This window comes from Desulforhopalus glucosivorans, assembly GCF_054397165.1.
In genome coordinates this window covers 1,240,944-1,266,872 of record NZ_AP044854.1, presented here as the reverse complement: position 1 = coordinate 1,266,872, position 25,929 = coordinate 1,240,944, and the positions used below count along the sequence as shown (strand labels likewise).

Annotated in this window: 26 protein-coding genes and 2 pseudogenes; 8 read left to right on the top strand and 20 right to left on the bottom strand. The window is 43.2% G+C overall.

Translation table 11 applies throughout. The features are described from left to right. Positions 1-80: 80 nt before the first annotated feature. Positions 81-518 (bottom strand): hypothetical protein, encoded by a 438-nt coding sequence (locus ACX6CI_RS05430; protein WP_458777150.1) that lies wholly within the window; start codon positions 516-518, stop codon positions 81-83. Between the two features lie 882 nt (positions 519-1,400). Here ACX6CI_RS05430 and ACX6CI_RS05425 point away from each other — a divergent pair. Continuing rightward, positions 1,401-2,305, top strand: a pseudogene (locus ACX6CI_RS05425) (site-specific integrase). Positions 2,306-2,307: 2 nt separating this feature from the next. Continuing rightward, complete coding sequence (locus tag ACX6CI_RS05420; protein ID WP_458777149.1) at positions 2,308-3,357, top strand: IS91 family transposase; 1,050 nt, start codon at positions 2,308-2,310, stop codon at positions 3,355-3,357. A 243-nt stretch (positions 3,358-3,600) separates the two neighbouring features. On the opposite strand, the gene ACX6CI_RS05415 is transcribed toward ACX6CI_RS05420, so the two are convergent. The 13 genes from ACX6CI_RS05415 to ACX6CI_RS05355 form a co-directional block, all read right to left on the bottom strand. Further along, entirely contained in the window at positions 3,601-4,368 is a 768-nt protein-coding gene (locus ACX6CI_RS05415; RefSeq protein ID WP_458777148.1) for a hypothetical protein, read from the bottom strand. A gap of 76 nt (positions 4,369-4,444) precedes the next feature. Next, the gene (locus ACX6CI_RS05410) at positions 4,445-5,515 is read right to left on the bottom strand and encodes a hypothetical protein (RefSeq protein WP_458777147.1); all 1,071 of its coding nucleotides are present in this window, start codon (positions 5,513-5,515) and stop codon (positions 4,445-4,447) included. 75 nt (positions 5,516-5,590) lie between these two features. Then, a complete protein-coding gene (locus ACX6CI_RS05405) occupies positions 5,591-6,322 on the bottom strand; it encodes an HNH endonuclease (RefSeq protein WP_458777146.1) in 732 nt (243 codons plus the stop codon). A gap of 126 nt (positions 6,323-6,448) precedes the next feature. Next, positions 6,449-6,874 (bottom strand): DUF7832 domain-containing protein, encoded by a 426-nt coding sequence (locus ACX6CI_RS05400; protein ID WP_458777145.1) that lies wholly within the window; start codon positions 6,872-6,874, stop codon positions 6,449-6,451. Between the two features lie 122 nt (positions 6,875-6,996). Beyond that, positions 6,997-8,430: a group II intron reverse transcriptase/maturase gene (gene ltrA / locus ACX6CI_RS05395; protein WP_458777144.1), complete on the bottom strand. Its 1,434-nt coding sequence runs from the start codon at positions 8,428-8,430 to the stop codon at positions 6,997-6,999. Positions 8,431-8,889: 459 nt separating this feature from the next. After that, positions 8,890-9,366, bottom strand: a complete 477-nt coding sequence (locus tag ACX6CI_RS05390) for a hypothetical protein (protein ID WP_458777143.1) — start codon at positions 9,364-9,366, stop codon at positions 8,890-8,892. Between the two features lie 312 nt (positions 9,367-9,678). Then, positions 9,679-10,005 (bottom strand): hypothetical protein, encoded by a 327-nt coding sequence (locus ACX6CI_RS05385; protein ID WP_458777142.1) that lies wholly within the window; start codon positions 10,003-10,005, stop codon positions 9,679-9,681. A gap of 123 nt (positions 10,006-10,128) precedes the next feature. Further along, complete coding sequence (ltrA, locus tag ACX6CI_RS05380) at positions 10,129-11,562, bottom strand: group II intron reverse transcriptase/maturase (protein WP_458777141.1); 1,434 nt, start codon at positions 11,560-11,562, stop codon at positions 10,129-10,131. 449 nt (positions 11,563-12,011) lie between these two features. Further along, positions 12,012-12,506 carry a C-GCAxxG-C-C family protein gene (locus ACX6CI_RS05375; RefSeq protein WP_458777140.1) on the bottom strand — a complete coding sequence of 165 codons (495 nt, stop codon included), beginning with the start codon at positions 12,504-12,506 and terminating at the stop codon, positions 12,012-12,014. Positions 12,507-12,645: 139 nt separating this feature from the next. Further along, a complete protein-coding gene (locus ACX6CI_RS05370; protein WP_458777139.1) occupies positions 12,646-13,050 on the bottom strand; it encodes a hypothetical protein in 405 nt (134 codons plus the stop codon). A gap of 797 nt (positions 13,051-13,847) precedes the next feature. Continuing rightward, complete coding sequence (locus ACX6CI_RS05365; RefSeq protein WP_458777138.1) at positions 13,848-14,396, bottom strand: GNAT family N-acetyltransferase; 549 nt, start codon at positions 14,394-14,396, stop codon at positions 13,848-13,850. Positions 14,397-14,577: 181 nt separating this feature from the next. Then, positions 14,578-15,045, bottom strand: coding sequence for a hypothetical protein (locus ACX6CI_RS05360; protein ID WP_458777137.1), 468 nt, complete (start codon positions 15,043-15,045; stop codon positions 14,578-14,580). Positions 15,046-15,890: 845 nt separating this feature from the next. After that, positions 15,891-16,376 (bottom strand): hypothetical protein, encoded by a 486-nt coding sequence (locus tag ACX6CI_RS05355; protein WP_458777136.1) that lies wholly within the window; start codon positions 16,374-16,376, stop codon positions 15,891-15,893. A gap of 417 nt (positions 16,377-16,793) precedes the next feature. Here ACX6CI_RS05355 and ACX6CI_RS05350 point away from each other — a divergent pair, with 417 nt between their 5' ends. Further along, the gene (locus ACX6CI_RS05350) at positions 16,794-17,222 is read left to right on the top strand and encodes a hypothetical protein (protein ID WP_458777135.1); all 429 of its coding nucleotides are present in this window, start codon (positions 16,794-16,796) and stop codon (positions 17,220-17,222) included. 250 nt (positions 17,223-17,472) lie between these two features. Here ACX6CI_RS05350 and ACX6CI_RS05345 read toward each other — a convergent pair whose 3' ends face one another. From ACX6CI_RS05345 to ACX6CI_RS05320, 6 genes and pseudogenes are all read right to left on the bottom strand, one after another. Continuing rightward, positions 17,473-18,456 carry a serine/threonine protein kinase gene (locus ACX6CI_RS05345; RefSeq protein ID WP_458777134.1) on the bottom strand — a complete coding sequence of 328 codons (984 nt, stop codon included), beginning with the start codon at positions 18,454-18,456 and terminating at the stop codon, positions 17,473-17,475. A 3-nt stretch (positions 18,457-18,459) separates the two neighbouring features. Beyond that, positions 18,460-18,915, bottom strand: coding sequence for a universal stress protein (locus ACX6CI_RS05340; protein ID WP_458777133.1), 456 nt, complete (start codon positions 18,913-18,915; stop codon positions 18,460-18,462). 177 nt (positions 18,916-19,092) lie between these two features. After that, positions 19,093-20,034, bottom strand: a complete 942-nt coding sequence (locus tag ACX6CI_RS05335) for a ketopantoate reductase family protein (RefSeq protein ID WP_458777132.1) — start codon at positions 20,032-20,034, stop codon at positions 19,093-19,095. Between the two features lie 108 nt (positions 20,035-20,142). Further along, positions 20,143-20,370: pseudogene (locus ACX6CI_RS05330) on the bottom strand (IS3 family transposase); the annotation flags it as partial. Positions 20,371-20,384: 14 nt separating this feature from the next. Further along, positions 20,385-20,561 carry a hypothetical protein gene (locus tag ACX6CI_RS05325; RefSeq protein ID WP_458777131.1) on the bottom strand — a complete coding sequence of 59 codons (177 nt, stop codon included), beginning with the start codon at positions 20,559-20,561 and terminating at the stop codon, positions 20,385-20,387. Between the two features lie 87 nt (positions 20,562-20,648). Then, on the bottom strand, positions 20,649-20,942 hold the full coding sequence (locus ACX6CI_RS05320) for a transposase (RefSeq protein WP_458777130.1): 294 nt from the start codon (positions 20,940-20,942) through the stop codon (positions 20,649-20,651). Between the two features lie 302 nt (positions 20,943-21,244). Here ACX6CI_RS05320 and ACX6CI_RS05315 point away from each other — a divergent pair, with 302 nt between their 5' ends. From ACX6CI_RS05315 to ACX6CI_RS05295, 5 genes are all read left to right on the top strand, one after another. Next, positions 21,245-22,360, top strand: a complete 1,116-nt coding sequence (locus ACX6CI_RS05315) for a tyramine oxidase subunit B (RefSeq protein WP_458777129.1) — start codon at positions 21,245-21,247, stop codon at positions 22,358-22,360. A gap of 60 nt (positions 22,361-22,420) precedes the next feature. Continuing rightward, positions 22,421-22,738, top strand: a complete 318-nt coding sequence (locus ACX6CI_RS05310; RefSeq protein ID WP_458777128.1) for a (2Fe-2S)-binding protein — start codon at positions 22,421-22,423, stop codon at positions 22,736-22,738. Beyond that, positions 22,735-24,144, top strand: coding sequence for an FAD-dependent oxidoreductase (locus ACX6CI_RS05305; RefSeq protein WP_458777127.1), 1,410 nt, complete (start codon positions 22,735-22,737; stop codon positions 24,142-24,144). Before ACX6CI_RS05310 ends, ACX6CI_RS05305 begins: the two co-directional genes overlap by 4 nt. Continuing rightward, on the top strand, positions 24,134-25,261 hold the full coding sequence (locus tag ACX6CI_RS05300) for an NAD(P)/FAD-dependent oxidoreductase (protein ID WP_458777126.1): 1,128 nt from the start codon (positions 24,134-24,136) through the stop codon (positions 25,259-25,261). Before ACX6CI_RS05305 ends, ACX6CI_RS05300 begins: the two co-directional genes overlap by 11 nt. Positions 25,262-25,332: 71 nt before the next feature. Further along, positions 25,333-25,695: a cupin domain-containing protein gene (locus ACX6CI_RS05295; RefSeq protein WP_458777125.1), complete on the top strand. Its 363-nt coding sequence runs from the start codon at positions 25,333-25,335 to the stop codon at positions 25,693-25,695. The last annotated feature ends 234 nt before the right edge of the window (positions 25,696-25,929 follow it).

Below are 25,929 nucleotides of genomic sequence, written 5' to 3'. Positions count from 1 at the left end.
TTAGCGTTTTTGAATTACTCGCCAAAAGCACCCAATTACCGATCAGCAGCGGCCAGAGTGCGGTCAACTTAATGCTGCTGTTAGCTGCTTCCAAGTTGTTGTGTAAGGAAATTCTTTGCTTCTTCCCTAAGTTCAATTCCCAGATTTTCATTTTTTTCAATGCTTTCCAGGGCTTCGAGAAATTTAATTCGTCTAGTCTTGCCAATATCATCGTTTAAGATTCTATTGCACATCCAAATAGTTAATAGAACTGGTTTTCTTGCAATTGATTCAAGTAACAATTCATCATAATTTGGATAGAATCTCTCAATGAAATGGACAAGTGGTCCTGGAGCTCCAAGGTCGGCATTGGAAAGAGCTTCCATGAATTTGAAGATTTCTGGAATTATATCTTGGGCACTTTCAACACCTTCAAGTGCATCGGTTATTTCATATAGTGAATCCAACAAGTTATCTTCATTATATGATTCTTGAATTTCTAAAATCCTGTTTTTTATCTTTTCTAGTTCTAAATTCATAACTTTATAAGCAGCATTGAGGTAGGACGGCCAGTTACCCGACCGCCCCCTCACAGATCCCTGCGTGCGGTTTTCCCGCACAAGGCTCCTCAGTATTGTTCGCTTCGTACAAGAACATTCTCATGCTCTCTTTGCTATTCCCCTCAGTGAGGTTGGCTTGCATTATTCGGCCTTTCGTATCCGTACAAGTTTCCTTTGCGGGCTACACAATACCGTCATCCCCTTCCCCATGTGATCGGCGTTACCGTCTCAGAGTAGTATGAGATGATCTGACTCCCTTCGCTTAATTTACCCATCGCGACAGCCTTTTTGTGATTGAACTGTCCTACCCCTGATCGGTAAATCGGGGGAGGTGGAAGGGTCTCCCAAGTTCCTGATGCTTCTCTCACTACATGCCACGCTCTCGGACCCCGGCAGTCCCTCGGGAATCTCACCATAGCGATTCCTCTGTCCTGGCTTCCGGTACGTTAAAGCCGTCGCCAACTGCACTTTACTCTAACGAGGCTGAATTGCTTAAAGGAGGTACGTCTCCCCTGCGGCCTGCAGTGTTCCCTGTGTACGCTTCGCAATCTTTGTTCACCGGCTAAATGTGCCGACTCCGCCGACCCCGCAACACTCGGTACGGGCTGCTGGTTAAGCTTTGCCCGATTGGGACTTCCTGCCCAGGAACTTAAGCAGGGCACCCTATAAGAAGCACCAAGCTTCGCTTGGCGCACTAACGCAGAGTTGAGCGGCGAGTTTTATTGAGTCCAGCGTAACGCAGTGGAGCGATGGTGAAACGCCTTGCTGAACGAAGCCGCTACGCGGCAGTAAAAGCAACCAATGAGGTATACTTTTTATATGTATCCAATCCCGGATACTTACAAAATAAAGGAGTATACCATGAAGAAATCAGAAGTAAAACGATTTACAGAGCTCTATGAACGTCATCTTAACTTGCTAAAACTTCAGGGGAAAAGTGATAGCACCATAAGTGCATATTCAAGGGCAGTTCGTCGGATACGTGCCCATTATGATTGTTGTCCTGATAAGTTAAGCAAGGAACAATTGGAAACTTACTTCTGCGATTTGATCAAAACCCATTCATGGAGCACCGTCAAGATCGACAGACTTGGACTGATGTTTTTCTGGAAGAATGTCCTTGAGCAGGATTGGCAATGGCTTGATATGGTCAAACCGCCTCAGGTGAAATCGATCCCTGATATCCTGAGTTCATCAGAGATCGAAAGGCTTATCTGTGCCACCAAGAAAATGCGCTACCGGGTTTTCCTATTGGCGACATATTCAATGGGATTGCGTTTGACAGAGGCACTGTCGCTTGAAGTAGGCGATATTGACGGTGACCGAAAGCTCGTTCACATACGGCGTGGTAAAGGACATAAAGATCGTATGGTTCCCTTGCCAGATAGAACATTGCATGCGCTGCGTGTACTCTGGAGCAAGCATCGCCATCCAACATTACTCTTCCCAAATGCGAGAGGCTCCATGAAAACTATTCAACAAGCGACCACTCATATGAATATCGGTGGCACCCAAAATGCCATGAAGGTCGTGGTTAGAGATTGTAACATTAAAAAAAAGTCTCTATCCATTCTCTTCGCCATGCCTTCGCTACTCATCTCCTTGAACTTGGCCTGAGTCTGCGCTATATCCAAGATCTTCTCGGTCATTCCAGCACAAAAACTACTGCTCGCTACACTCATTTAACAGGCGTCACAGAACAAAACGGTTCCAAGACCATTAATGATCTGATCAACACCCTCAATATCACTTTAAAGAAGGTGTGATTATGGAAATGTCATCTGTTGTAGAGCAATATTACGATGCATTTTTGGCAAAGTATGGGGATACCGCACTTCCCAGCCACTGGAAAACATTGCAGGCAATCCTTCGCTGTCGCACTCCGGATTCAGGGGAGTTGTATGTGCAATGTCCAGATTGCCAACATGGAGAGTGGCGGCCTTTGTCATGTGGCAATCGCCATTGCCCAAAATGTCAGAACCATGAGGCCAGTCGCTGGATAGACAAACAGCAATCCAAGCTGTTGCCTGTGCCCTATTTTATGGTCACATTCACTGTGCCATTCGAACTTCGGCCCCTTACCTTTTATAACCAGAAGAAGGTGTACACCATGCTGTTTTCAACTGTCGCTTCCACCTTGAAAGAATTTGGACTTAACTCAAAGGATTTTGGTGGGACGATAGGCATGACAATGGTGCTGCACACCCACAGCCGAAAGTTGGATTTTCATCCTCACATTCATGTCATCGTCCCGGGAGGTGCAGTGACCAGAGGCCGTAGATACTGGAAGAAGGTGAAAGGCAAATATCTTTTCCATCAGGAGTCTGTTGCAAAAGTTTTTCGTGGTCGTTTCCTGGATGTCCTTCGAGAAGCGGACTTCATCATCCCCCAAGGAACTCCGACAAAGTGGGTGGTTGACTGTGCCCATGTGGGTGCAGGAGTCACAGCTCTCAAGTATCTGTCTAGATATCTGTATCGTGGCGTTATTAGCGAGAAGAATATCATCGCAAGTAAAGGTGGGCATATCACCTTCAAATATGTGAAAAGTACGAGTGGTAAGACAAAATTGCGGTCTTTACCAGGAGAGGATTTTCTATGGCTAATCCTACAACATGTGTTGCCTCGAGGTTTCAGACGTGTGCGGGACTATGGCTTTCTCCATGGTAATGCCAAAAAGTTGCTCGCGCTTGTTAAACTCATTCTTCGTGTCGTCATTACAAAGGTAAAACCTCGACCACGGCCTGCTTTCAAATGTCCCTGCTGCAAGAGTGTGATGAAGATTATGGAATTTCGATGGACAAACAGCAGGCCTGGATAGTCGTTACAATCGGCGATGCTAAAACCACATTTTATAGGGAGGGTGTTGTGCCTATGAGATAAGTTCTGTTTTTTTAGCCCGTTACGGGTAGTAGCATTGGTCCGTCCTGCCGAGACGGCCCTTCATTCAGATTTCCCTTCCTGTATTTGTCTTCGAAAATATATTTCCTTATACCTACCACGGGCTTGTTCAACCCGGGATAAGATCGTGGATCGCTGCGCGATCACGATCTATCCTTAGTCGTTAGCTTTTATTTTTTGCCAAAGCGTGAAGTCTGCTTTCTAGTTTGTCTTTAAGATTTTTCATATTGTTAAAAAAAATTACTGGGTAATCCTTTAAATCAAATTCTAATTTCGTTCCTTCTCTAGCAATGTAAATTGGGATTTTGCCTATCCCCTGAGCATAACCCGCTTCATAAAAAACATTTGGTTTTGAATGAGTGAGGTCTACTATTACAAACTCTGCTTTATTGATTGACTCTAAGATTCGATCTGTTATTCGTTCATTTGATTCTACTTCATCTACTCTTTCAGCCATGACACCACACCTACCAGCACCTTCTTTTATTGCTTCTAGTACGTCTTCAAGTGCCGGGTCTTCTGGGTTAATAGACATTGCTACAAAAGCGTAATTTTTCTCAACACTAACATTCAAAGTTGGTTTGTCAGTTTCTTTATTTTCACCTGTCGGAGGTAGATTAAGTACCCCTATCGCCTGCTCGACCATATCGGTAATGACACTTAAGAGACTCATACCGTAAGGAGCATTAAATATCATGGTAAATGGATCTATATTCTCCATAACCAACCCACCGACCGCAGGAGGTGGACCAATTGTGACTGTATGTAAGCACCTTGCCTCAATTACTTGTTGTCTTACCCAAGCCTTATTTTTGTTGATTTGGCTCCTCAATGCTTCTCTTTTTTTGGGGTCTTGATACGATTTGTCCCAATCATTTAAAGAGATAACAAATTTTTCAAGTTTGGCAATTTTTTCTTCTATATTGTCCATTGTTTATATAGTTTTTAAGCTAACGTTCCGCCTCACCGGATCCGCGCTGTTTGCGGGGTCCGTGTGCAGGTGGTGGTTATGATTTTTTTATATTATTAAGTATTTTGCCGATTTGATCAATTCCATCGAAAGTACTAGGCAATTTTTCTGGATCGGAAATTATTCCACTAAAAATTAAGCTTTCAAATTTCTCCAAGGCAACACCATCTTTCTTTTTAATTTCGGATGAATAATCTGCATAACTCTGTATGAATTGACATAAGGTTTGTCGTAGTTCAATTTGAATAATTTGTGCTTTAACAGAACGATGATTGATCAGAATAACTCTAAAGAAATATATCAGAACAATTTCTAATGCAACTATAGGAAGAAATACAAAAAAACGGTCTAGGCCAACAGCATTACCTTTGTACAAGCCAAATGTTACTAGCAATATTTCAACAATTAATGGCGCAATTATTAAAAATCCCATTGCTAGGAGGGAACAAAACAGCCAAAATGCTTCTTTTCTCTTTTTCGTAGTCAAATCTGAAAAACCTTGATACAACCCTACAAAATTAAAACCTATTTCATACTCAGTTAATTTTTCTTTTAACTTATCAACAATGGTTCTTTTTGATTCAAGTTCCTTGTCCCATTGTTCCTTGAGATTATTTGCTTCTTGTATTTTTTCTTCGAAATTTTTAAATACCCCAATGTTAGCATCATTAATAAATTCTTTTGCGATATTTGCAGGCATCACGTAAGACGCATATATTATCTGTGATCGGATATCACCGTCCATCTCACCGTTGTCAGATTGTATTTTAGACTTTAAAGATCGTAATTCTAAAGATAGTTCTTTGCCTGCTCCAACTAAAAAATCAAACTCGCAGAGGAATCTATAAGCTATGCAGTAAATATGATCTATATCTGAGGGTTTTTTGTGGTCAAAATCTCTTAGCCATTGAAGAAATTGATCTCCGACATGTTTAATATTAAAACTACAACGTTTGTCCCATTCTTCAGATGATTTATAAATGTAGCCAATTATTTGTCTGGCTACTTTTAAACGATTGAATTTGATTTCATCCTCAACAGTTACTACATCTGCTTTTCTGATAAAATCTGCGAGGACTTTAGAGTTGTTTTCTTCACCGAAGAACATTCAGTCTCCTATGCTCATTTTATAACCGGCCCGCGCGCTGTTTGCGGGTCCGTGTTTATTAGCTGGTTATCTTATTTATTTTTCAAATAGATCGAGCCACTCACTGACAATCGATTCACTTCCAGAGATAGCCAAAACTACCCTGGAAATTTCTATAGTTTCATCAATTGACTCTGCACATGCAAAACCGTTATAGAAATTAAATAGCCAGATTGAATATTGTTCGTTGTCGTTTGCCCTTAGACCTTTGTATTGAATAGCATGATCTCCTAGGGAGTTGTGAATTTGATGATTTTTCCCTTGAGAAAAGATGTGTGTTTCAAACAATTCATGACCAAATTTTGTGAGTGCAGGTGTAAATAGTGTTGTTTCTTTCTGCACATAGGTGCCCCAGTGATACCATGCTAGCCCTTTAAGGATAAACTTGAATAGTTCTGTATATTGCTCACCATCAAAGGGCATTACCATTGCTTTACCAATTTCTCCTGTCGCAAGGTCTAGGGGTAAATGGTTTCTACTGTTGGCCATGAAACTATGCAGCTTTTTATTCTTATTTAGCCGTGGTGGTACGTTTTTTCTCAAATTTTCTTTTGCGTTTTTATGCCTCCCGCCGAAAGGTATCACTGTAGTCAGATAGTGTTCTAAACGTGATTTTATGTTGTTGCACTCATTGCAAGCCGGTACTTTTATTAAATTTGCTCTTTCATTCTCAGTGAAAAATGCCCTCGCAAACAGATGGTCACCCTGCCTAATTGAATTTCTTTCGTTGCAGTAAACACATTTTTTGTTGACGTATTTTTTGCTCATCGAAAGATAACGTTTCGATAACCGGCCGCAAAATGCGGATAAAAACTATTAAATCAATATTGAACTTTATGCGTTGCAAATAGTTTCAATACCGCAACGTTTTTGCGGTCCGTGTTTATTGGCTGGTTAAAAATTTTCTTTTTTCCATAAATTAAAAGCGCGATCTATTTCATTTGCTACTTTATCGTAAGTTTCCCAATTACTCGGAATTTCGTATATGTTTTCAAACCGTTCTTCTGGATCAACGACCTCTGCGTAGGTACCAAAATAACGATTCTCAAAAAAATCTAAGGCGAATTTATTGCCAATCTCATTTAGATCTTCATCTGTAAATTTACCATCGCAACATTTTTGAAAAAATTTAGCTGGTGTAACTAATCTGGTTTTTAGTTTTTCAATTTCCTTTCGCGATTCTTCTTTGTGAAACTCACTGGCCAAACCATTGAGCATTGCCCATGCAACAAAAGTTCCCGTATGTGTATATGCATTAATTTCTGGAAGATCGCCAAAATCATCTGCTCCAAAATGCCATGATGCATCATCGTACTTCATTATTTCTCCGTTGATTTAATTAAGGTAGAACGGCCAGTTACCCGACCGTCCCCTCGCAGATCCCTGCGTGCGGTATTCTCGCACAGGGCTCCTCAGTATTATTCGCTTCGTACAAAAGCATTTCAGCTCCAGTACCCTGTGATCCGAGGCCGGGGAATTGAGAAACTCCGTAAGAGTTCTTCAAAACCTCGCCAGTTAAAGCTTTTCCGCTGACTCCTCCTATTCAACCATTTATAGACTATCTTGCAACTCAGATTGTAGAAGGAACCGAGTTTATCAAAGTTACCACTAACACCATTATAATTGTAGTGCCCACGTAGTTTTGCCATAAATTGTTCCATGAGTTCAGTGACTCCTGAAACACACCGATTGCTTCTGATCCACGCCTTCATGTTTGATAGTGCCTGCTGGAATTTCTTCCGAGCGGTTACCATTCTAACAAGAGGCTTCTTTTTCAAGCTAATGACCCAGCGATATTCAAAGCCAAGAAAAACAAAACTCTTGCTACGTTTCGTTTCAAACCTACTGAACCGTATAGCTTTTGTTTTGTCGGCTGCAAGTTCCAGGTTAAACTTGCCCAACCGTTTAGGAAGAACGCGAACTACTTTCATCAAGTCACTGCAGTACTGAAAACAGCACACATAGTCATCAGCAAAACGAATCAGATAAGCATCACCCCGACATCTGGGTTTAACAACTTTCTCAAACCAGAGATCAAGGGCAAAATGGAGATAAATGTTGGCCAGGACTGCGGAGACTACTCCACCCTGAGGTGTTCCTGTAACGGGTAGTATTACCTTACCGTCAACCTCAAGAATGCCTGCTTTGAGCCACTTCTTCACAAGATGGAGAAATGGCTGGTCATTGATACGCTGCTCCAGCATACGCAGGAGCCAATCATGATCAAGATTATCGAAAAAGCCTTTAATATCTGCATCCAGTACCCAACCGAACTTGCCCCGATGAATACGTTGACTCAACTCAAGGGCCGCTGAACGAGGACCTTTACCCTGCCGAGATCCGTGACTGCACGGCAAGAAATCCTGTTCAAATATGGCTGACAGGATCTGCGCTGCGCAATATTGCACAAGTTTATCACCAGTCTCAGGGATACCTAGAGGACGTTGTTTGCCTCCTGGCTTTGCAATATATTGTCTTCGAACAAGACCAGCTTTGTAGCGTTTTTCTTTCAACGCGTCTGTTATCTGGCTAACGTTGCCATCCAAATCAATTCCGAACTCTTCCCAGTCCACACCGTCAACTCCTGGAGCTGATTTGCAGTTGAGTTGTCCATAGCACCACCGAAGGTTGCCTTCGTTGAGCAAACTGTACAGATTACCGAATCGGTATTTTGGAACTTCCTTTGCTCTTTTTGCTATTCCCCGCAGTGAGGTTTGCATATGTTTATCAGCCTGTCTTATCTGCATATGTTTCCTTTGCGGGCTACATAATACCGTCATTCCCTTCCCCATGTGAACGGCCCTACCGTCTCGGAGTACTATGGAATGATCTGACTCCCTTTTACCCATCAGATGCTCTTCTTGTGGTTGATACATCTTACCTCCACGAGGAGGAGATAAAAGGGCCTCCCAGGTTCCTGACACTTCTCTCACTGCATGCCACGCTCTATGACCCCGGCAGTCCCTCCAGAATCTTGCCATGACGATTCCTTTGTTCTGGCTTCCGATACGTTAAAATCGTCGCCAACTGCACTATACTCTGACGAGGCTGAATTGCTTGAAGGAGGTACGTCTCCCCTGCGGCCTACGGTGTTCCCTGTGTACGCTTCGCAATCTTTGTTCACCGGCTAAATGTGCCGACTCCGCCGACCCCGCAACACTCGGTACGGGCTGCTGGCTAGGCTTTGCCCGACAGGGACTTCCTGCTGTATAGCAGGGCACCCTGTAAGAAGCGCCAAGCTTCGCCTGGCGCACTAACGTGCTGGTCAGCCGCACCGGGCTCCTGACGTAAGAATTCAACACCGCGGCCTTCCCGGTGTCGGCTGGACTAGGTGGTTATACCTTGTATTCTTCAATTTCTTTTTTTAATTCTTTTTTCAAAAGATGAAGGAAATATTTTGAGTCTAATAAAACTGCCACATTCCCAATTACAAAAAAGGTGAACAGTATACTGACATATCCTTTGATACCTATAGAGTTTGATCCATGAAAATCGGTAAAGAAAAGAAAAAACCCAAAAACAAACACGCCAATGTAGATAAAGAAGTAGTCGAAAACGAGTAACTCACAATGAACTTTTGTGTTTTTTCCTTCTCTCAAAACCTCAACGTTGAAAATCGGATTTGGAAATAACACTGGAGCACCAAACAACCTGGCAAATCTGATTATTTTAAAACTAAATGAAGTGCTTGTTTCAGTTAGTATTTTTGTTTTGAATTCCCTTTTGATTCTATTTTTTAGGTTGATAACCGAGATAAAGCTTTCCTGTAAGTCAATTGTAGCCTTCTCTGAGATCAAGTCTTTATATTTCATTGGTATAACGCCCGAGCTAACGGGCAAATTTATCATTGATAATGAGCTTGCTCGATTATCGATGTGAATTTGTCGTGTTGAGCGATTGGTTCCCTAGGCGCGCAGCGGCGTAGGAAGCAATTGATCAATACGGGTCCCCGTTAGCTCTGGCGTTCCCAAGGTGTTTTGGGAGCGAAGCGAGCACCTTGGGAACGTAGAGTTCAGTTGACACTGGCACAAACAGAATTTGGCAAGTGTAAATAAGTTTCTGTACAGGATAAACTTGACAGAAGCAACAGCCGAGCTGTGCCAGAGGTCAACTGGAACGTCTGGTTAGCGGATTTTTCCATATTTTTCATTAAGGTCCAACAGCTTGTGCCCTAATATTGTTTTGTTTGGTTTGTCTAAGACAATTACCATAAAAACATTTTTATTTTCACTATTTACAAGTACATGTTCATATCTGCCAGATGAATCAACATAGACAATATCTACTGCACCTTCAGAACAATCATGATTTTCAAAATGATCATCTGGTATTGAGTCAAAGTAAGACCAGAATTCTATAAGCGGCGCCTCATCTTGCTCAAGTTGTTTCATTGGTGACGAGAAGGTGGAGTCAAATTCTTTGCCAGTAAGTCTTTTGACCTGATATTTCATAGAATTTCCTTCCTGCCGCATTAAGGTAGAACAGCCAGTTACCCGACCGTCCCCTCGCAGATCCCTGCGTGCGGTATTCTCGCACAGGGCTCCTCAGTATTATTCGCTTCGTACAAAAACATTTCAGCTCCAGTACCCTGTGATCCGAGGCCGGGGAATTGAGAAACTCCGTAAGAGTTCTTCAAAACCTCGCCAGTTAAAGCTTTTCCGCTGACTCCTCCTATTCAACCATTTATAGACTATCTTGCAACTCAGATTGTAGAAGGAACCGAGTTTATCAAAGTTACCACTAACACCATAATAATTGTAGTGCCCACGTAGTTTTGCCATAAATTGCTCCATGAGTTCAGTGACTCCTGAAACACACCGATTGCTTCTGATCCACGCCTTCATGTTTGATAGTGCCTGCTGGAATTTCTTCCGAGCGGTTACCATTCTAACAAGAGGCTTCTTTTTCAAGCTAATGACCCAGCGATATTCAAAGCCAAGAAAAACAAAACTCTTGCTACGTTTCGTTTCAAACCTACTGAACCGTATAGCTTTTGTTTTGTCGGCTGCAAGTTCCAGGTTAAACTTGCCCAACCGTTTAGGAAGAACGCGAACTACTTTCATCAAGTCACTGCAGTACTGAAAACAGCACACATAGTCATCAGCAAAACGAATCAGATAAGCATCACCCCGACATCTGGGTTTAACAACTTTCTCAAACCAGAGATCAAGGGCAAAATGGAGATAAATGTTGGCCAGGACTGCGGAGACTACTCCACCCTGAGGTGTTCCTGTAACGGGTAGTATTACTTTGCCGTCAACCTCAAGGATGCCTGCTTTGAGCCACTTCTTCACAAGATGGAGAAATGGCTGGTCATTGATACGCTGCTCCAGCATACGCAGGAGCCAATCATGATCAAGATTATCGAAAAAGCCTTTAATATCTGCATCCAGTACCCAACCGAACTTGCCCCTATGAATACGTTGACTCAACTCAAGGGCCGCTGAACGAGGACCTTTACCCTGCCGATATCCGTGACTGCACGGCAAGAAATCCTGTTCAAATATGGCTGACAGGATCTGCGCTGCGCAATATTGCACAAGTTTATCACCAGTCTCAGGGATACCTAGAGGACGTTGTTTGCCTCCTGGCTTTGGAATATATTGTCTTCGAACAAGACCAGCTTTGTAGCGTTTTTCTTTCAACGCTTCTGTTATCTGGCTAACGTTGCCATCCAAATCAATTCCAAACTCTTCCCAGTCCACACCGTCAACTCCTGGAGCTGATTTGCGGTTGAGTTGTCCATAGCACCACCGAAGGTTGCCTTCGTTGAGCAAACTGTACAGATTACCGAATCGGTATTTCGGAACTTCTTTTGCTCTTTTTGCTATTCCCTGCAGTGAGGTTTGCATATGTTTATCAGCCTGTCTTATCTGCATATGTTTCCTTTGCGGGCTACATAATACCGTCATTCCCTTCCCCATGTGAACGGCCCTACCGTCTCGGAGTACTATGGAATGATCTGACTCCCTTTTACCCATCAGATGCTCTTCTTGTGGTTGATACATCTTACCTCCACGAGGAGGAGATAAAAGGGCCTCCCAGGTTCCTGACACTTCTCTCACTGCATGCCACGCTCTATGACCCCGGCAGTCCCTCCAGAATCTTGCCATGACGATTCCTTTGTTCTGGCTTCCGATACGTTAAAATCGTCGCCAACTGCACTATACTCTGACGAGGCTGAATTGCTTAAAGGAGGTACGTCTCCCCTGCGGCCTACGGTGTTCCCTGTGTACGCTTCACGACTTTTGTTCGCCGTAATTAGCTCCGCGAGTCGCGCAACACTCGGTACGGGCTGCTGGCTAGGCTTTGCCCGACAGGGACTTCCTGCTGTATAGCAGGGCACCCTGCAAGAAGCGCCAAGCTTCGCCTGGCGCACTAACGTTTAAGTTAAGCGGCGCTGATCACAGCGTCCGAGAGAGCGTAGCGAGCGATCTTAAACAATTTGTTAGACAATTTATTTTCTTTTTTTCCTTATTAAATCCGCAGCAAGTCGTGAAGCTAACGCAACTACTTCTCCACAAACCTCTTGACCACCATTTGTTATATATTCTTTTGCTTCACTTGATTCTATAAGGTTGAAACTCTTCCCCATTTTTTCTTCTAATATTTGAGAACAAGTTGTACCTCCAAATTCTTTTTCAAATGAAGCACAAAATTTCCTTGCAGATGGTAACGATGCTATATAACCACGTTGATTATTAAGCTGGTTTCTACCATAAACTAAACCTAACGCCATCAAAGAGCCTGTAATTGCGCCACACGTTTCACCACGAAGAGCCAGACCTGGAAATGGAGTTAATGCTTTTAAGATATCATCAGCTTTTAAGTCAAATTCATCTTGAAGGGCTGCAAAACAGGATTGAGCACAATTGCCAGAATGTGCTAAATATTCTTTTGATCTGTCTTCCAAAGAGGATTCAAATTCATTATTACTATTTTCTACATTCATTTTAATTCAAGGTCTAACGTTTTGATAACCTGCCGCGGGAAAAGAACTATTGTTCCAGTAGCTCATAGGTAAAATGAATACCCTTGAACTCTGTTGCAGAGCTAGGCCCGTGGTCAGTGTTTATTGCCTGGTTATGTGTTTAATATAGTTCAAGTATTTCCTCAATATCCATGACAGATATTGCTTTTGCAAGACGATCTTGACCAACACTTAGCGCGTGAAGAACATAGTAGCCTTGCAGTTGAATGTCTTTTAAAGGTTTTTGGTTCAGAGCTTCGTTAATTGCTTTAGAATACGACGGTTTTAATGACTCTGGAATTTCGGGGTTTCTTTTCTCTCTGTGAGCAATTTCTATTTGGGCGACTAAGAAGAGTTCACCTAATGAAACGAGCGTTGGTACTGCAAAATATGAAGCAGTATCTACATCACCTTGATGATATAAGTTTTCCCATAATTCTTCGATTGCATCATCGTACGATGACCTCAACTTTTCGAGTGCTTCTGTTGGGTCGTATTCTATTCTGTATCCGCTGAATAATTTCATATAAATTCGGATTTTTGTTCACAATTGAGGTAGGACGGCCAGTTACCCGACCGCCCCCTCACAGATCCCTGCGTGCGGTTTTCCCGCACAAGGCTCCTCAGTATTGTTCGCTTCGTACAAGAACATTCTCATGCTCTCTTTGCTATTCCCCTCAGTGAGGTTGGCTTGCATTATTCGGCCTTTCGTATCCGTACAAGTTTCCTTTGCGGGCTACACAATACTGTCATCCCCTTCCCCATGTGATCGGCGTTACCGTCTCAGAGTAGTATGAGATGATCTGACTCCCTTCGCTTAATTTACCCATCGCGACAGCCTTTTTGTGATTGAACTGTCCTACCCCTGATCGGTAAATCGGGGGAGGTGGAAGGGTCTCCCAAGTTCCTGATGCTTCTCTCACTACATGCCACGCTCTCGGACCCCGGCAGTCCCTCGGGAATCTCACCATAGCGATTCCTCTGTCCTGGCTTCCGGTACGTTAAAGCCGTCGCCAACTGCACTTTACTCTAACGAGGCTGAATTGCTTAAAGGAGGTACGTCTCCCCTGCGGCCTGCAGTGTTCCCTGTGTACGCTTCGCAATCTTTGTTCACCGGCTAAAACTTGCCGGCTCCGCCGACCCCGCAACACTCGGTACGGGCTGCTGGTTAAGCTTTGCCCGATTGGGACTTCCTGCCCAGGAACTTAAGCAGGGCACCCTATAAGAAGCACCAAGCTTCGCTTGGCGCACCAACGCCGCCAACACAGGCGAGCGTTAGCGAGTCCAGCCCGCGCTTTTTGCGGGCGATTGTGATTGGCCTTGTTATAAGGCATTTTGCTGCCACTCCGATTTGTTGATTTTATATAGCACATGCTCACACTGCGAATGTGAAGCCTCAATATCGGGGTGCATAAAGTTTTGGGCGCTGTTACTCATGCCGATTTTTTGCATGACAGCCATAGAACGAACATTAGCCAAGGTAGTAAACGAAACAACCTCATTTAGGTTTAATTTGTTAAATGCGAATTCCAGTGCTGCTTTAGCCGCTTCTGTTGCATAGCCTTTACCCCAATGCTGATTTGATAGCCGCCAGCCAATTTCTACGCAGGGCGAAAACGGCATACTGTCTTTAGGAGCGTGTAAGCCAACAAAGCCAATAAACTTATGCTGACCAGGGATTTCTATCGCCCAAAACCCCCAACCACGATCCTTAATTAAAGATTGAATCTTTTTCGCCATTCCATAACTTTCTTTTTGAGTCTGAGGTTTTGGAAAAAACTCCATGACATCTTTATCACTACACATTTCTGCGAAAGGAAGAAAGTCATCTTCTGTCCACTGACGAAGCAGTAATCTATCCGTTTTCAACATTCTATGACCATGCCTTATAACGTGGAGATAACCTGCCACGGGAAAGAAGTAGCTTTCATGTGCCGATTAAAGTTTTAATTACCTATGGGCTTTGTTGCGGAGCAAGGCCCGTGGTCTGTGTTTATTAGCTGGTTATATTATCATTTTTCTATTATTTGAAAAAAATCTACGGAATATGTTTCTATAAAGTAACAAGTAAGCTAGAGGGGTTACGTTTTATAAGATAAAGAAAATATAATAAAGAGATTGACCAAAATAAATATGCCATGTTAAATTTTGGAGTTGTCACGAATAAAGACTTGTAAGATAATAAATCTTTACTTAATTTGCTTAAATTATTCTTCAAGGTATCTTTCTCAGCTTTTTCAATATCTCCATTCTCAATACACAAAGTTATTCGCTCAACGAATTCACTATATTTTTTCTCAATAACTTTTAATTCATCAGTAGCTTTGTAGCAGAAGACAATCACTAACAGCATTGCAAACATACGCAACAAGTTCGGGGTAACGCTATAGCACCCAACTGTTGTTACGAACAACCATACTGCGTTGCTTTCTATAGCACTATTGTTAGCAATGATTCCATTACGAAAATCGTCAATTTCCTTTACTAATTCAGCCTTGTTCATGCCTTTATTAAATATCATTGATCTCTCTCTTGTGTCTATAATTGAGGTAGGACGGCCAGTTACCCGACCGCCCCCTCACAGATCCCTGCGTGCGGTTTTCCCGCACAAGGCTCCTCAGTATTGTTCGCTTCGTACAAGAACATTCTCATGCTCTCTTTGCTATTCCCCTCAGTGAGGTTGGCTTGCATTATTCGGCCTTTCGTATCCGTACAAGTTTCCTTTGCGGGCTACACAATACCGTCATCCCCTTCCCCATGTGATCGGCGTTACCGTCTCAGAGTAGTATGAGATGATCTGACTCCCTTCGCTTAATTTACCCATCGCGACAGCCTTTTTGTGATTGAACTGTCCTACCCCTGATCGGTAAATCGGGGGAGGTGGAAGGGTCTCCCAAGTTCCTGATGCTTCTCTCACTACATGCCACGCTCTCGGACCCCGGCAGTCCCTCGGGAATCTCACCATAGCGATTCCTCTGTCCTGGCTTCCGGTACGTTAAAGCCGTCGCCAACTGCACTTTACTCTAACGAGGCTGAATTGCTTAAAGGAGGTACGTCTCCCCTGCGGCCTGCAGTGTTCCCTGTGTACGCTTCGCAATCTTTGTTCACCGGCTAAATGTGCCGACTCCGCCGACCCCGCAACACTCGGTACGGGCTGCTGGTTAAGCTTTGCCCGATTGGGACTTCCTGCCCAGGAACTTAAGCAGGGCACCCTATAAGAAGCACCAAGCTTCGCTTGGCGCACTAACGTTTAGCTAAGGGGCGGCAAGCGAATTACCCCAAAACTGATTTAGTATTTATAAGTTCTGATTCAACTTTGAGTTTGGCAAACAGCATAGCCTCTTGCCGTCCCTCTTGAGCGCCGGGTTAGCTATTTTTAGAACGTGCAATATTAATGTTACCCAACTCTGGATGTCCTGCAGATGCATCATTATAAATAATAGTATAATTGCCTGGTTTCAATTGTTTTATTGTGACACTCTCGCTAGAGTTTTGGCTATTCCAGTCATTACACATGCAATATCGAAGGTTAATAAGAATTTTTTCATTCTTTACTTTGCCTTGAATGTCTCTTATGCAATGCATTGAGTTCATTGCAGATATTTCATGCAGAACAAATTCGAACTTAATTATGGTTTCGTTCTCTTTAGTAGCAGCAATAGCTTTCATGCCACCCAAACTTTTATCTATATATTCCCAACTTGCATCTTCTGTTGTCAAATAAGTGAGCACTTGACTTCTGAATGGTATATCAGCTGTCCATATCGCTCTCATAATATTGCCGCGATTAAGATATATAATGACTAACAAGAAGCAAATAATGAATAAAGAAAGTAATAATTTCTTAATCAAAGTATGGATTACTCCTTTTGCTAGCTAACAAGTTATTGTCTAGTTTTCTAGATAACTCCGGATCTCCATCTCCTTGACAAGCAGAAATGATCCGTGATAGGCTATACCCTTCTGGTTAACCAGTCACACTGAATGTTATCTAGCGTCTATATAATTCCTAACATTGACCAATGATCAAGATACCCAAAGAGTTTTCTTCCAGATATTCACATATTATACAAAAACAGGGTGTTGAACCTCGGCTCCAATCTTTTTACTTAAAATGGGTACGCTATTATCTCGATTTTTGCACTAAATATTCCTTCAAATGGAGTGAAAAAGATTCTTTGTCTGCGTTTTTGATTAAGCTGAAAAGCAAAAAAACAGAAACCGTTCATACTTGATCAGGCAAAACACGCCGTCCATTTATTATGGAAAATGGAAAATTCAAGCGACAAAAGAAAGCAACAAAAAGTATCAACAGCAGGTAGCAACAATCTCTCTAAAACTAAGGACCAGATAGCCCAAAATATTCTGACGGAACACGGTGGAGTTGTTGCCAGGCAGGCGACAAAGGTACTTGCAGAAAAGGCAAAAGATGCTGACAAACAGACGGGGGCAAACTGGCGCCAGGTTTATTCGGAGTTGGAAGGCTCGATCAGGATGAGACATTACTCACCAAGGACATTGAAATCATATGTCGGGTATACAAAGCAATTTCAGGCTTTTGTATACCGTGAAAAGTGTCACCTTGAAAGAAGCAAAAAGCCCTTTGGATTTTTAATATGCTTACCTGCACTATTTTTGCGAAAGTGGTTACAGGATTACACAACATCACAGTCTCAAAGACTTAAATGGCAATGTTAACCATTTAAGCAAACCTGCAAATTTACGCCCTGTTCCTTTTGGGAGCATGTCACCCCCAAAGTTACTCGATTACACGGAAGAGCATTGGAATATAATACTTTCTGAACAGCAGATATAACCTAAAAATGGTCAATTTATTGTCATTTTTAGGCTTTGATCAGACTTTATTGTAATCGGTCAAACTATATTGTCCTCCCACAACTACTCAAATAGATTCTTGAAAATTTATAACAACAAAAACCTCGTCTACTCAATATAGCGTCTCAACTGCCCCTTTAAGATCTTCATAGAATTCTGCGACTGTATCGTACATCACATTCGTTCCATTAGAAAAATAGAGCAAAATATCGTTTAATCGATCTGGAATATAGGGATAAATTTTTTGCAGATTAAAAATTCTATCACTGGAAAGAAGAGCCAGATCGTCGTGATCAAGCCTATTAAAAACGTCTTGTCCCAAAAGCGGATCATTAAGGACTGCAGCTGTACGAAATGTATTCTGCCCGAGAATAAAGAGTAGAACATTGCCTAATCCAAACAAATCCAAGGCATAGGGTCGTTCTGGTAGATAAAAATCATAATCAAAATCTATCCAGGTAAAGTGTCCATCCTTTCGATCTACAAAGATATGGTCACGCCGAATATCACCATGTTTTAAACCCTGACTATGCAGCAACATAATCCCCTCTACGGCTACAAGAAACCGCTGCAGCATATCCGGAAGATAATTATGAAAATAATCAAGATGATTTGCACCCAAAGTATGAATCATCTTATCGAGCCTTCTTCCACTGACAATATCAAGAATCCGAACCAAATTTCCCACTTCATCAAGTACTGCATAACCTTGCATAAATGAAGGATTGCCCTTCGTGAGGTTTATAACCTGGGCCTCTTTTTCCGGACTTCTGTAACAGGTAACCTTCAGCTTACTAAGATGAATAGTGTAACTTTCATGAAACACCAATTTAACGATGTTTCGCTGACCACTCTCAAGGTCGTACACCTTTGGCACCCATTGTTTCGGTTGTTCCTCAACCCCGAAGCGCCCTTCCCTTGTGTAACCAACTATAAGCAGATAACGGTTATCCACATGGAGTACATCACCATAATCAATATTAACAAAGTCACTGGTGTCAGTATAGAGTCTGGTTTGTCTTCGCTGTGAGCGAACTGCCGTGTGGTTTTTTAGGCGGGTAAGGATATGTTTGGGAAAACGACTCCAAGGATCCATGGCCTAACCTACGATCCATGATGTGAAGCGTTTGCTGTGTCTGGCAAGGGCATTGGAAATTGATCCAAACAAAAATTCCTCAGCCTTGGAGACACCTCGTTTACCGGCCACTACTGTTCCATAGTTCCCTTCTGCCTGGACGGCTAACACCTCTTCACTTATAGTTTTTCTTTCCGCAATTCTTACCAGTTGTGTCAACTGATTTTCACTCACCCCCGCCTCAAGAAGTATTACTCTAGCCTCATTAAGCATCTCAAGAGCCCTTCTTTCGCATTTTTCCTGATATTCATCAAGTAGACCTCCGTTGGTATAGTAGTCAGGTGGAGGTTCTGGATAAACATTCAAAATACAGACTTCTATCTGGCTTGTCAGGGAGGCAAACGTACCGACGTAATGCACTGCACGTACTGATGCCTTACTGCCGTCAACTGCAAGTAAAATTTTCTCCCTGCTCTCCATTATCGCCCTCTATGTATATCTTGCGTAATGCAGTATATTTGTGGTGTGATTAAACTAACCCGACAAGCGGAAATATTTTAGTATCGCTGGATAAGCACCATGGAAATGATGCGATATCAGCAAGTTTTCCAACACTTCATTTCTTGATTTTCATGACAGCTTTTCCTGAGTAAGGTACTAACCCATTATCACACTCCATTTCTCCTGAAGCTTGATCATTTCCAGCATCGTTTGATGGGTTGGAGTAGCGACTCCATACATTGCCGCATACTTACAGATCGCCCCGTTTTGTGCATCTATTTCAGTGAGATTACTGTTGAGGATATCCTGGAACATGGACGAGAGATTATTCGAACTTCTCTGACAAGCGTCAAACAGTAGTTCATATAAATCGTTGTATACAAGGTCAATACCGTGGGCATCTGCCACAGCCTTCCCTTCATCAAGAAGTCGTTTCATGAGGGTGATTGACTCCATTTTACTGGTCAAAACACCATTTGGAACCTTTAAAAGAGCCGATAATGGGTTAATGGCTGAGAACACAATAACCTTACACCAGAGCCTGCCAATTATTCGTTTGACCACCTGGGTGGATATCCCACTTTTTTCAAAGAGATCAGCAATTTTCTGTACACGACTGGTTCGCTCACCATCTATTTCACCTATGTAGGTTTTTCCTTCCTGACCATATCTAACCTTTGAATCCCCAAGGGCTGTCCCGGACATAAAAGTGAAACCTCTCAATATGTCATTTTTAGACACCGCTTGTTCAATTATTTCTATATTTCCAAGACCTGTTTGAATAGAGAGAAGAGGACATCCCGGACCAATGAGGTGGGCTATAGATTGGCTTGCTGCACGTGTTGAAAAAGATTTAACCATCAATAACACAAGGTCACTTTCGGTTATACGTTTTCCATCCGTCACTGCGTTAACACGGACTCGGCTCACCATATCCGGGTCAGTAACGTCACGTCCCAGGACATGAATACCATTATTTTTAATAGCGCGGACAATGTGATGATCAATATCGAGCAAAGTCACTTCATTGCTGTTGTTCGCAAGGTACGAACCAAACAACCGGCCAATTGCTCCACCACCGACTATCACGATTTTCATATTTGTCCCTCATTGAAATTAAACAACTTCAACCAGACGAAGAGAAGACGAATCGTGCGTTACCAAATGTACTATTCTCAATTATTTTATCGTTTGAGGGAACTAAAATCAAATATGAATGAATCTGGAAATGATTGCGGGTGATAAATATCCCACCTTTTTCTGAGCCCTTTGCCTGTTGTAGAAAATCTCGATATATTCTGTAATGTCACTCATTGCGTCTTTTCTGGTCCGATAATCGCTGTGATAAACCAGTTCATTTTTCAATGTACCCCCAATACTTTCAATCGGGGCATTATCGTAACAATTACCTTGGCGACTCATTGACGCCTTCATCTTAAACTGCGTTATCATCTTCCAAAATGTGCAGCACTAATAACGGTTTTTAGCTTTGCACCATTACATTTACGCTGCGGTGGTGGTCTAGATCGCCAACTGTAGTAACCGCTATCTGACACTTTTAATTGTTGACAGAGATCTGTGATGGGATATTGGAGTCGGAGTTCATCTATCTTGGCGTATCTCATATCGACTCCTTTGCAGGTAAGTGAGTGTGCGAGACTCCTAGATACGCCGCGGCTTTTTTTTGGATATCTCGCTCAATTTTACTTTCGCTAGTTCTCGTCTGCACTTGAAGAGCTCCAGCCCAGCCCAACATCACTCGGTTCACGGCGATTTATTCCTATACTGCCAAGGTTTCCTTCCTTGCTGGATTTTACCCAATAGTTGAGTGTCGATTTTGGGACATCCAGGCACCTTGACGCTTCGGGTATTGATAAACCCTTTTCTATTACGTGTTTTACAGCTTCTATACGTAACTCTTTGGAGTATCTTCCATGCGGTATTCTTTCATAATAGCACCTCCTCTCTCTCTTTATTAAACAAGAGTTTTGCTGTCCATTTTTCAACCTGCCTCATACATTTTGAAGCAGTTAATGAGGCAATCATAAGTAGTTTTCCCCCTCTTGTTGCACGTCACACTATTTATGGGCTGCAAACTGAATCACTACATTAAAATTCTTGAAATTTATTCAATTAGAATCATCTAACTCAACAAAAAACATTTGAAATAACAACTCACCGCAACCTGCATATTTGACGTTTTTTCAATCACCTGTTGACATATATCTAATGTGTGATATATCATGAAAAACTCATTTGAGTGTTTTGTAGTAGTTATTTTTTCCAATATTTCAATAGTGAGGTTCCAATGTCATCATCCAAACTTGTAATGAAATTCCTATCCCAAAAAGACATGATTGCAGCGGGTGTTACCGACATGGAACGCTGCATCGATGTAATGGACGAAGCCTTTACCCTGTCAGGGAAAGGTGACTACGTCATGGGTGGCTCAACCAAAAACTCCCATGGCCAGCGCATCTGGTTTCCAAAAGAGCCTAAATTTGAAGGTATGCCAAAGGGTGGACCTGATCAGCGTTTCATGTCTCTCCCCGGTTACCTCGGCGGCCGCTTTAAGGTCTGTGGTAACAAATGGTATGGCTCAAACGTTAACAATCCTAAAAATCACGGACTGCCACGTTCTATCCTGATGATGACCCTAAACGACGCAGAGACTGCCCGTCCACTGGCCATCATGGAAGCAAATATTTTAAGTGGTATGAGAACAGGTGCTGTTGTTGGTCTGAGCGCCAGACATCTTGCAAGAGAAGACAGTGAGACCCTTGGTGTCATTGCCGCCGGACCTATTTCAAAATTCTGTACGACAGCTATCGCCAAAGCGATGCCTGCTTTAAAAAAGGTCGTTGTATTTGATATTAATGATGAGGCCGCTAAACGCTTTTGTGATGAGATGAGTGAGCAACTCAACATCGATGTTTCTGCCGTTTCTAAATTTGAAGATGCGGTAAAGGGACAAGATATTATCACTTCAGCCATCTCGGGTGATCACACTCCTCTATTTGAAGAAAAATGGCTCAAAGAAGGTTCTCTCCTTACCCTTCCAGGACGTGCCAATGTAGAAAATGAGTATCTCCGTAATGCTTACGTCGTTCCCGATTGCTGGGAAATGCAAAAGACCTACAAACTCGAAGGTCTCATGCTCCCAGAGGATGAGCGTGCAATTCCACACATTCAATTACACAACATGCTCGATAGTGGCGAACTCAACGAAAGCGACATCAACGATCTTGGTAAAATTGCTGCAGGCATTGCAACAATTGACAAGGAAAGCGCTAGGCGAAGATATTTTATTTCAAACGGCATGATCCTTCAGGACATCGCCTGGGCAATGACCTTATACGAGAATGCCATTGAAAAAAATGTAGGTCAGGACCTCGTTATGTGGGACGAACCATACCGCGTATAATCACTGAATTTTAAGGCTGCGCGGACCATATGTACGTGCAGCCACATAAAAGAGTTATCAATGAGTAATACAAAAAGTAAATTCGAATACAATAACCCACTGGCCACTGTAGATACCGTCAACATCACGTTTGAAGGAGAAACCTATAAGGTTCCTGCCGGAACAACCGTAGCGGCTGCAATACTCGGCCATGAGGATGACCACGTCTGCAAATCTGCAGCTGAAGGTGAAAAACGTGCACCATACTGTCTAATGGGTGTCTGTTTTGAGTGTCTGGTGGAAATCGATGGAAGTTACAACCGTCAGGCATGCCTTGAGCAAGTATATGAAGGCATGAACGTTAAACGGCAAAAAGCAGTAATTGAAGAGACAAAATGAAAAATAAATACGATGCCATAGTCATTGGCGCTGGCCCCGCTGGCCTTGCATGTAGTGCAGAGCTTTCCAGCAAAGGCCTGCAGGTCGCTCTGCTGGATGAACAAGCCAGCCCCGGCGGCCAGATCTATAGAAACATAACAAAGGCAACTCCTAAGCAACATGCTATTTTGGGTTCTGATTACACCGATGGACTTGAAGTAATTAAAGCTTTTAAAGAAGCTGATGTTGACTACCTTCCCCAGGCACGCGTCTGGCAAGCCGAGGCAACCGGTGATGTTTTCTTTTCAAGAGACGGCGTTTCTCAGAAACTGAGTGCAGATTATCTTGTTCTCTGTACCGGCGCAATGGAGCGACCAGTACCTTTTCCCGGCTGGACTCTACCGGGTGTTATGACCTGTGGAGGTATGTCCAACCTCTTTAAAGACTCAAGCCTCGTCCCCAAAGAACCAGTAGTTCTTGCAGGAAGTGGCCCTCTTCTCTGGTTAGTTGCAGAACACCTTTTCGCCCTCGATGCTCCTGTTGCAGCTATCATGGACACCACCCCTCTCATGCAGACCATTCCTGCCATGAAACATATGCCCCGAGCGTTAAAGCGCTTTGGTTTTATGATGAAGGGGGTAAAACTCATTGCTGATGTGCACATCACAGCCATGAAGAGAAAGGTGCCCATCCACAGAAATGTGAAAAATGTTCGCGCTGAAGGTGATGACCGCGTTGAACGCGTCAAAGCAAAATGCGGATCAAAAGAGATCTCATATGAGGCAACAACTCTTCTGGTAAACGAAGGAATTATTCCAAACGTTTCACTTCTTCGTCAGGTTGGAGTTCAGCACACATGGGATGAGGTTCAACGTTTCTGGTATCCTGATGTCAAGGAAGATGGAAGAACTAATTTCCCTACTGTTTTTGTGGCAGGCGATGGAAACTTTGTCCACGGCGCAAAATCTGCCGAATACAAGGGACGTCTCACAGCGCTCACCATTGCAAAAGAGATGCACCGAATCAGCCAGGCTGAGTACGAAGCAGCGGTACAACCTGTTCGTGACATCCTTACGCTCGACATTAGTCCACGCCCATTCATTGACAAAATGTATGCACCACGTCCAGAGCTCTTTGGCATACCCGACAGTACAACCGTATGTCGTTGTGAAGGAGTAACCGCTGGTCGTATCCGCGATCTCGTGGAACAAGGCTACACTGACCATAATGAAATCAAAGCTATCATCCGCTGTGGCATGGGACCTTGTCAGGGGAAAATGTGTGGCTCTGCAGTTTTTGAACTCATCGCAGAAGGATCTGGCCTTGAACCTCAGAAAATTAGACAACATCGCCTAAGACCACCCATTAAGCCGGTGAGTCTGCAGGAACTTGCAAACGCGAAGGTAGGAGAAACAGATGAAAGCTGATGTACTCATCGTCGGTGGTGGAATCATGGGTTGTGCCACCGCACTAGAACTTGCGCGTAAGGGTAAGTCTGTCATTATTTTTGAAAAAGATGTTCCCGGAAGACATGCTTCTGGTAACAACTCCGGTGGTGTTCGCTGTCAGGGACGAGATCTCCGTGAAATACCTTTTGCTGTGGAAGCACGCAAAATGTGGGGCCTCCATGAAAAAACTGTGGGTTCCGATTGTGGTTTCTTCGTCTCTCCCCGCCTGCGTCTTGCAGAAAGTGACAAAGAACTGGAAATTCTTGTCAAACGACAGGAAAAACTCAATTCCATGGGCTACGACCATGAAGTTGTTGTCGACCTTGAAGAAGTACGCCGCCTATCCCCACATGTAGCTGACCATGTTGTTGGTGGTCTCGTCTGTTACACAGATGGGCTTGCCAACCCAATGCTCACCTCAAAGGTGTATGCAGAAGCCGCAAAGCGTGAAGGAGTCACCATTCTTAGCCAGACTAGAGTGGTTGAAGCCTCGACAACCTCAAGCGGCTTTAAGGTTCGCACCAGCAGCGATACAATCTATGAAGGTGAAATACTGGTTAACTGTGCCGGTGCATGGGCAGGAAGATTTTCTGAGATGATAGGCGACCCGCTTCCGGTTTTTTCTGCAGCACCCACCATGATGGTCACAGACCGTATGCCCGGCATGATGAACGGCACATCTCTTGGCCTCACTGGGCGTCTCTTAGGACTCATGGCCGCCCAGAACGGCACCATCGTCGTTGGTGGTGGTTACCGCTCCCCACATGATCTCGAGAGAGAACTTATCTGGGTTGATCCAATGCAGATGGCAAAGGCCTCTAAGATCATGGTTGAGATAATGCCAGGCCTAAAACGTGCACAGATGATGCGCTGCTGGACTGCATTTGAAGGATGTCTTGCGGATAAGGTGCCCATCGTTGATGCATCCAAAAAAGTACCGGGACTTTTTCATTGCGTTGGCTTTACAGCCCATGGATTCCAGCTTGCTCCAATGATGGGACTCGTTATGTCTCAAATAATTCTTGGCCAAACACCTGAATTGCCATTGGATGATTTTAGAGGCGACAGATTTGAAGAAGTAAAAGGCGCAAAATAATTTAAAAAAAATACACAAAACGTTACCTCATCATATAATTGTGAGGTGAACAACAATACCAAGGAGATATTATGTCTGAAGGGAAAATTATAACAATCGGCAAATCTGAGCCAATCAAGCACACTTCACAGCCCAAGGCAAATCCAAAGACTGGAACCCCACACGCTAACAACTGGACCTATTTTGACCACGAAACTGGCAACTTCAAAGCTGGAGTCTGGGATTGCACCGCTGGTAGCTGGGAACACAACCACCCAAAACTTGAGTTCTGCTACATCGTAGAAGGTAGTGTTACCATTGAAGAAGAAGGTGGACCTACCCATGTATACAATGCTGGTGACTCCTTTGTTGTCCCTAAGGGCACCCGTGTTACCTGGATTGTCAAAGACTACGCAAAGAAACTTTTCGTTTCTGCACTGAGCCTCGACGATTAATAACACCATATGTAAGTAGCCGCCTTACAATTGAGGCGGCTTCTTTTCTGCCTCGCACCACTTCTACACCACTTCAGCACCTATTTTCACCAGAGACTCATACACCCGTTTTTCTTTTTTCGTAGCATTCAGACCGCAGTAATGTTAAAAAATAACTTGTATTTAGGTGTTTACACAATTTTCAATCACCTCAATTTTCTAATCCCATAAACGGGATAAGTGCCTCGAGGGCCT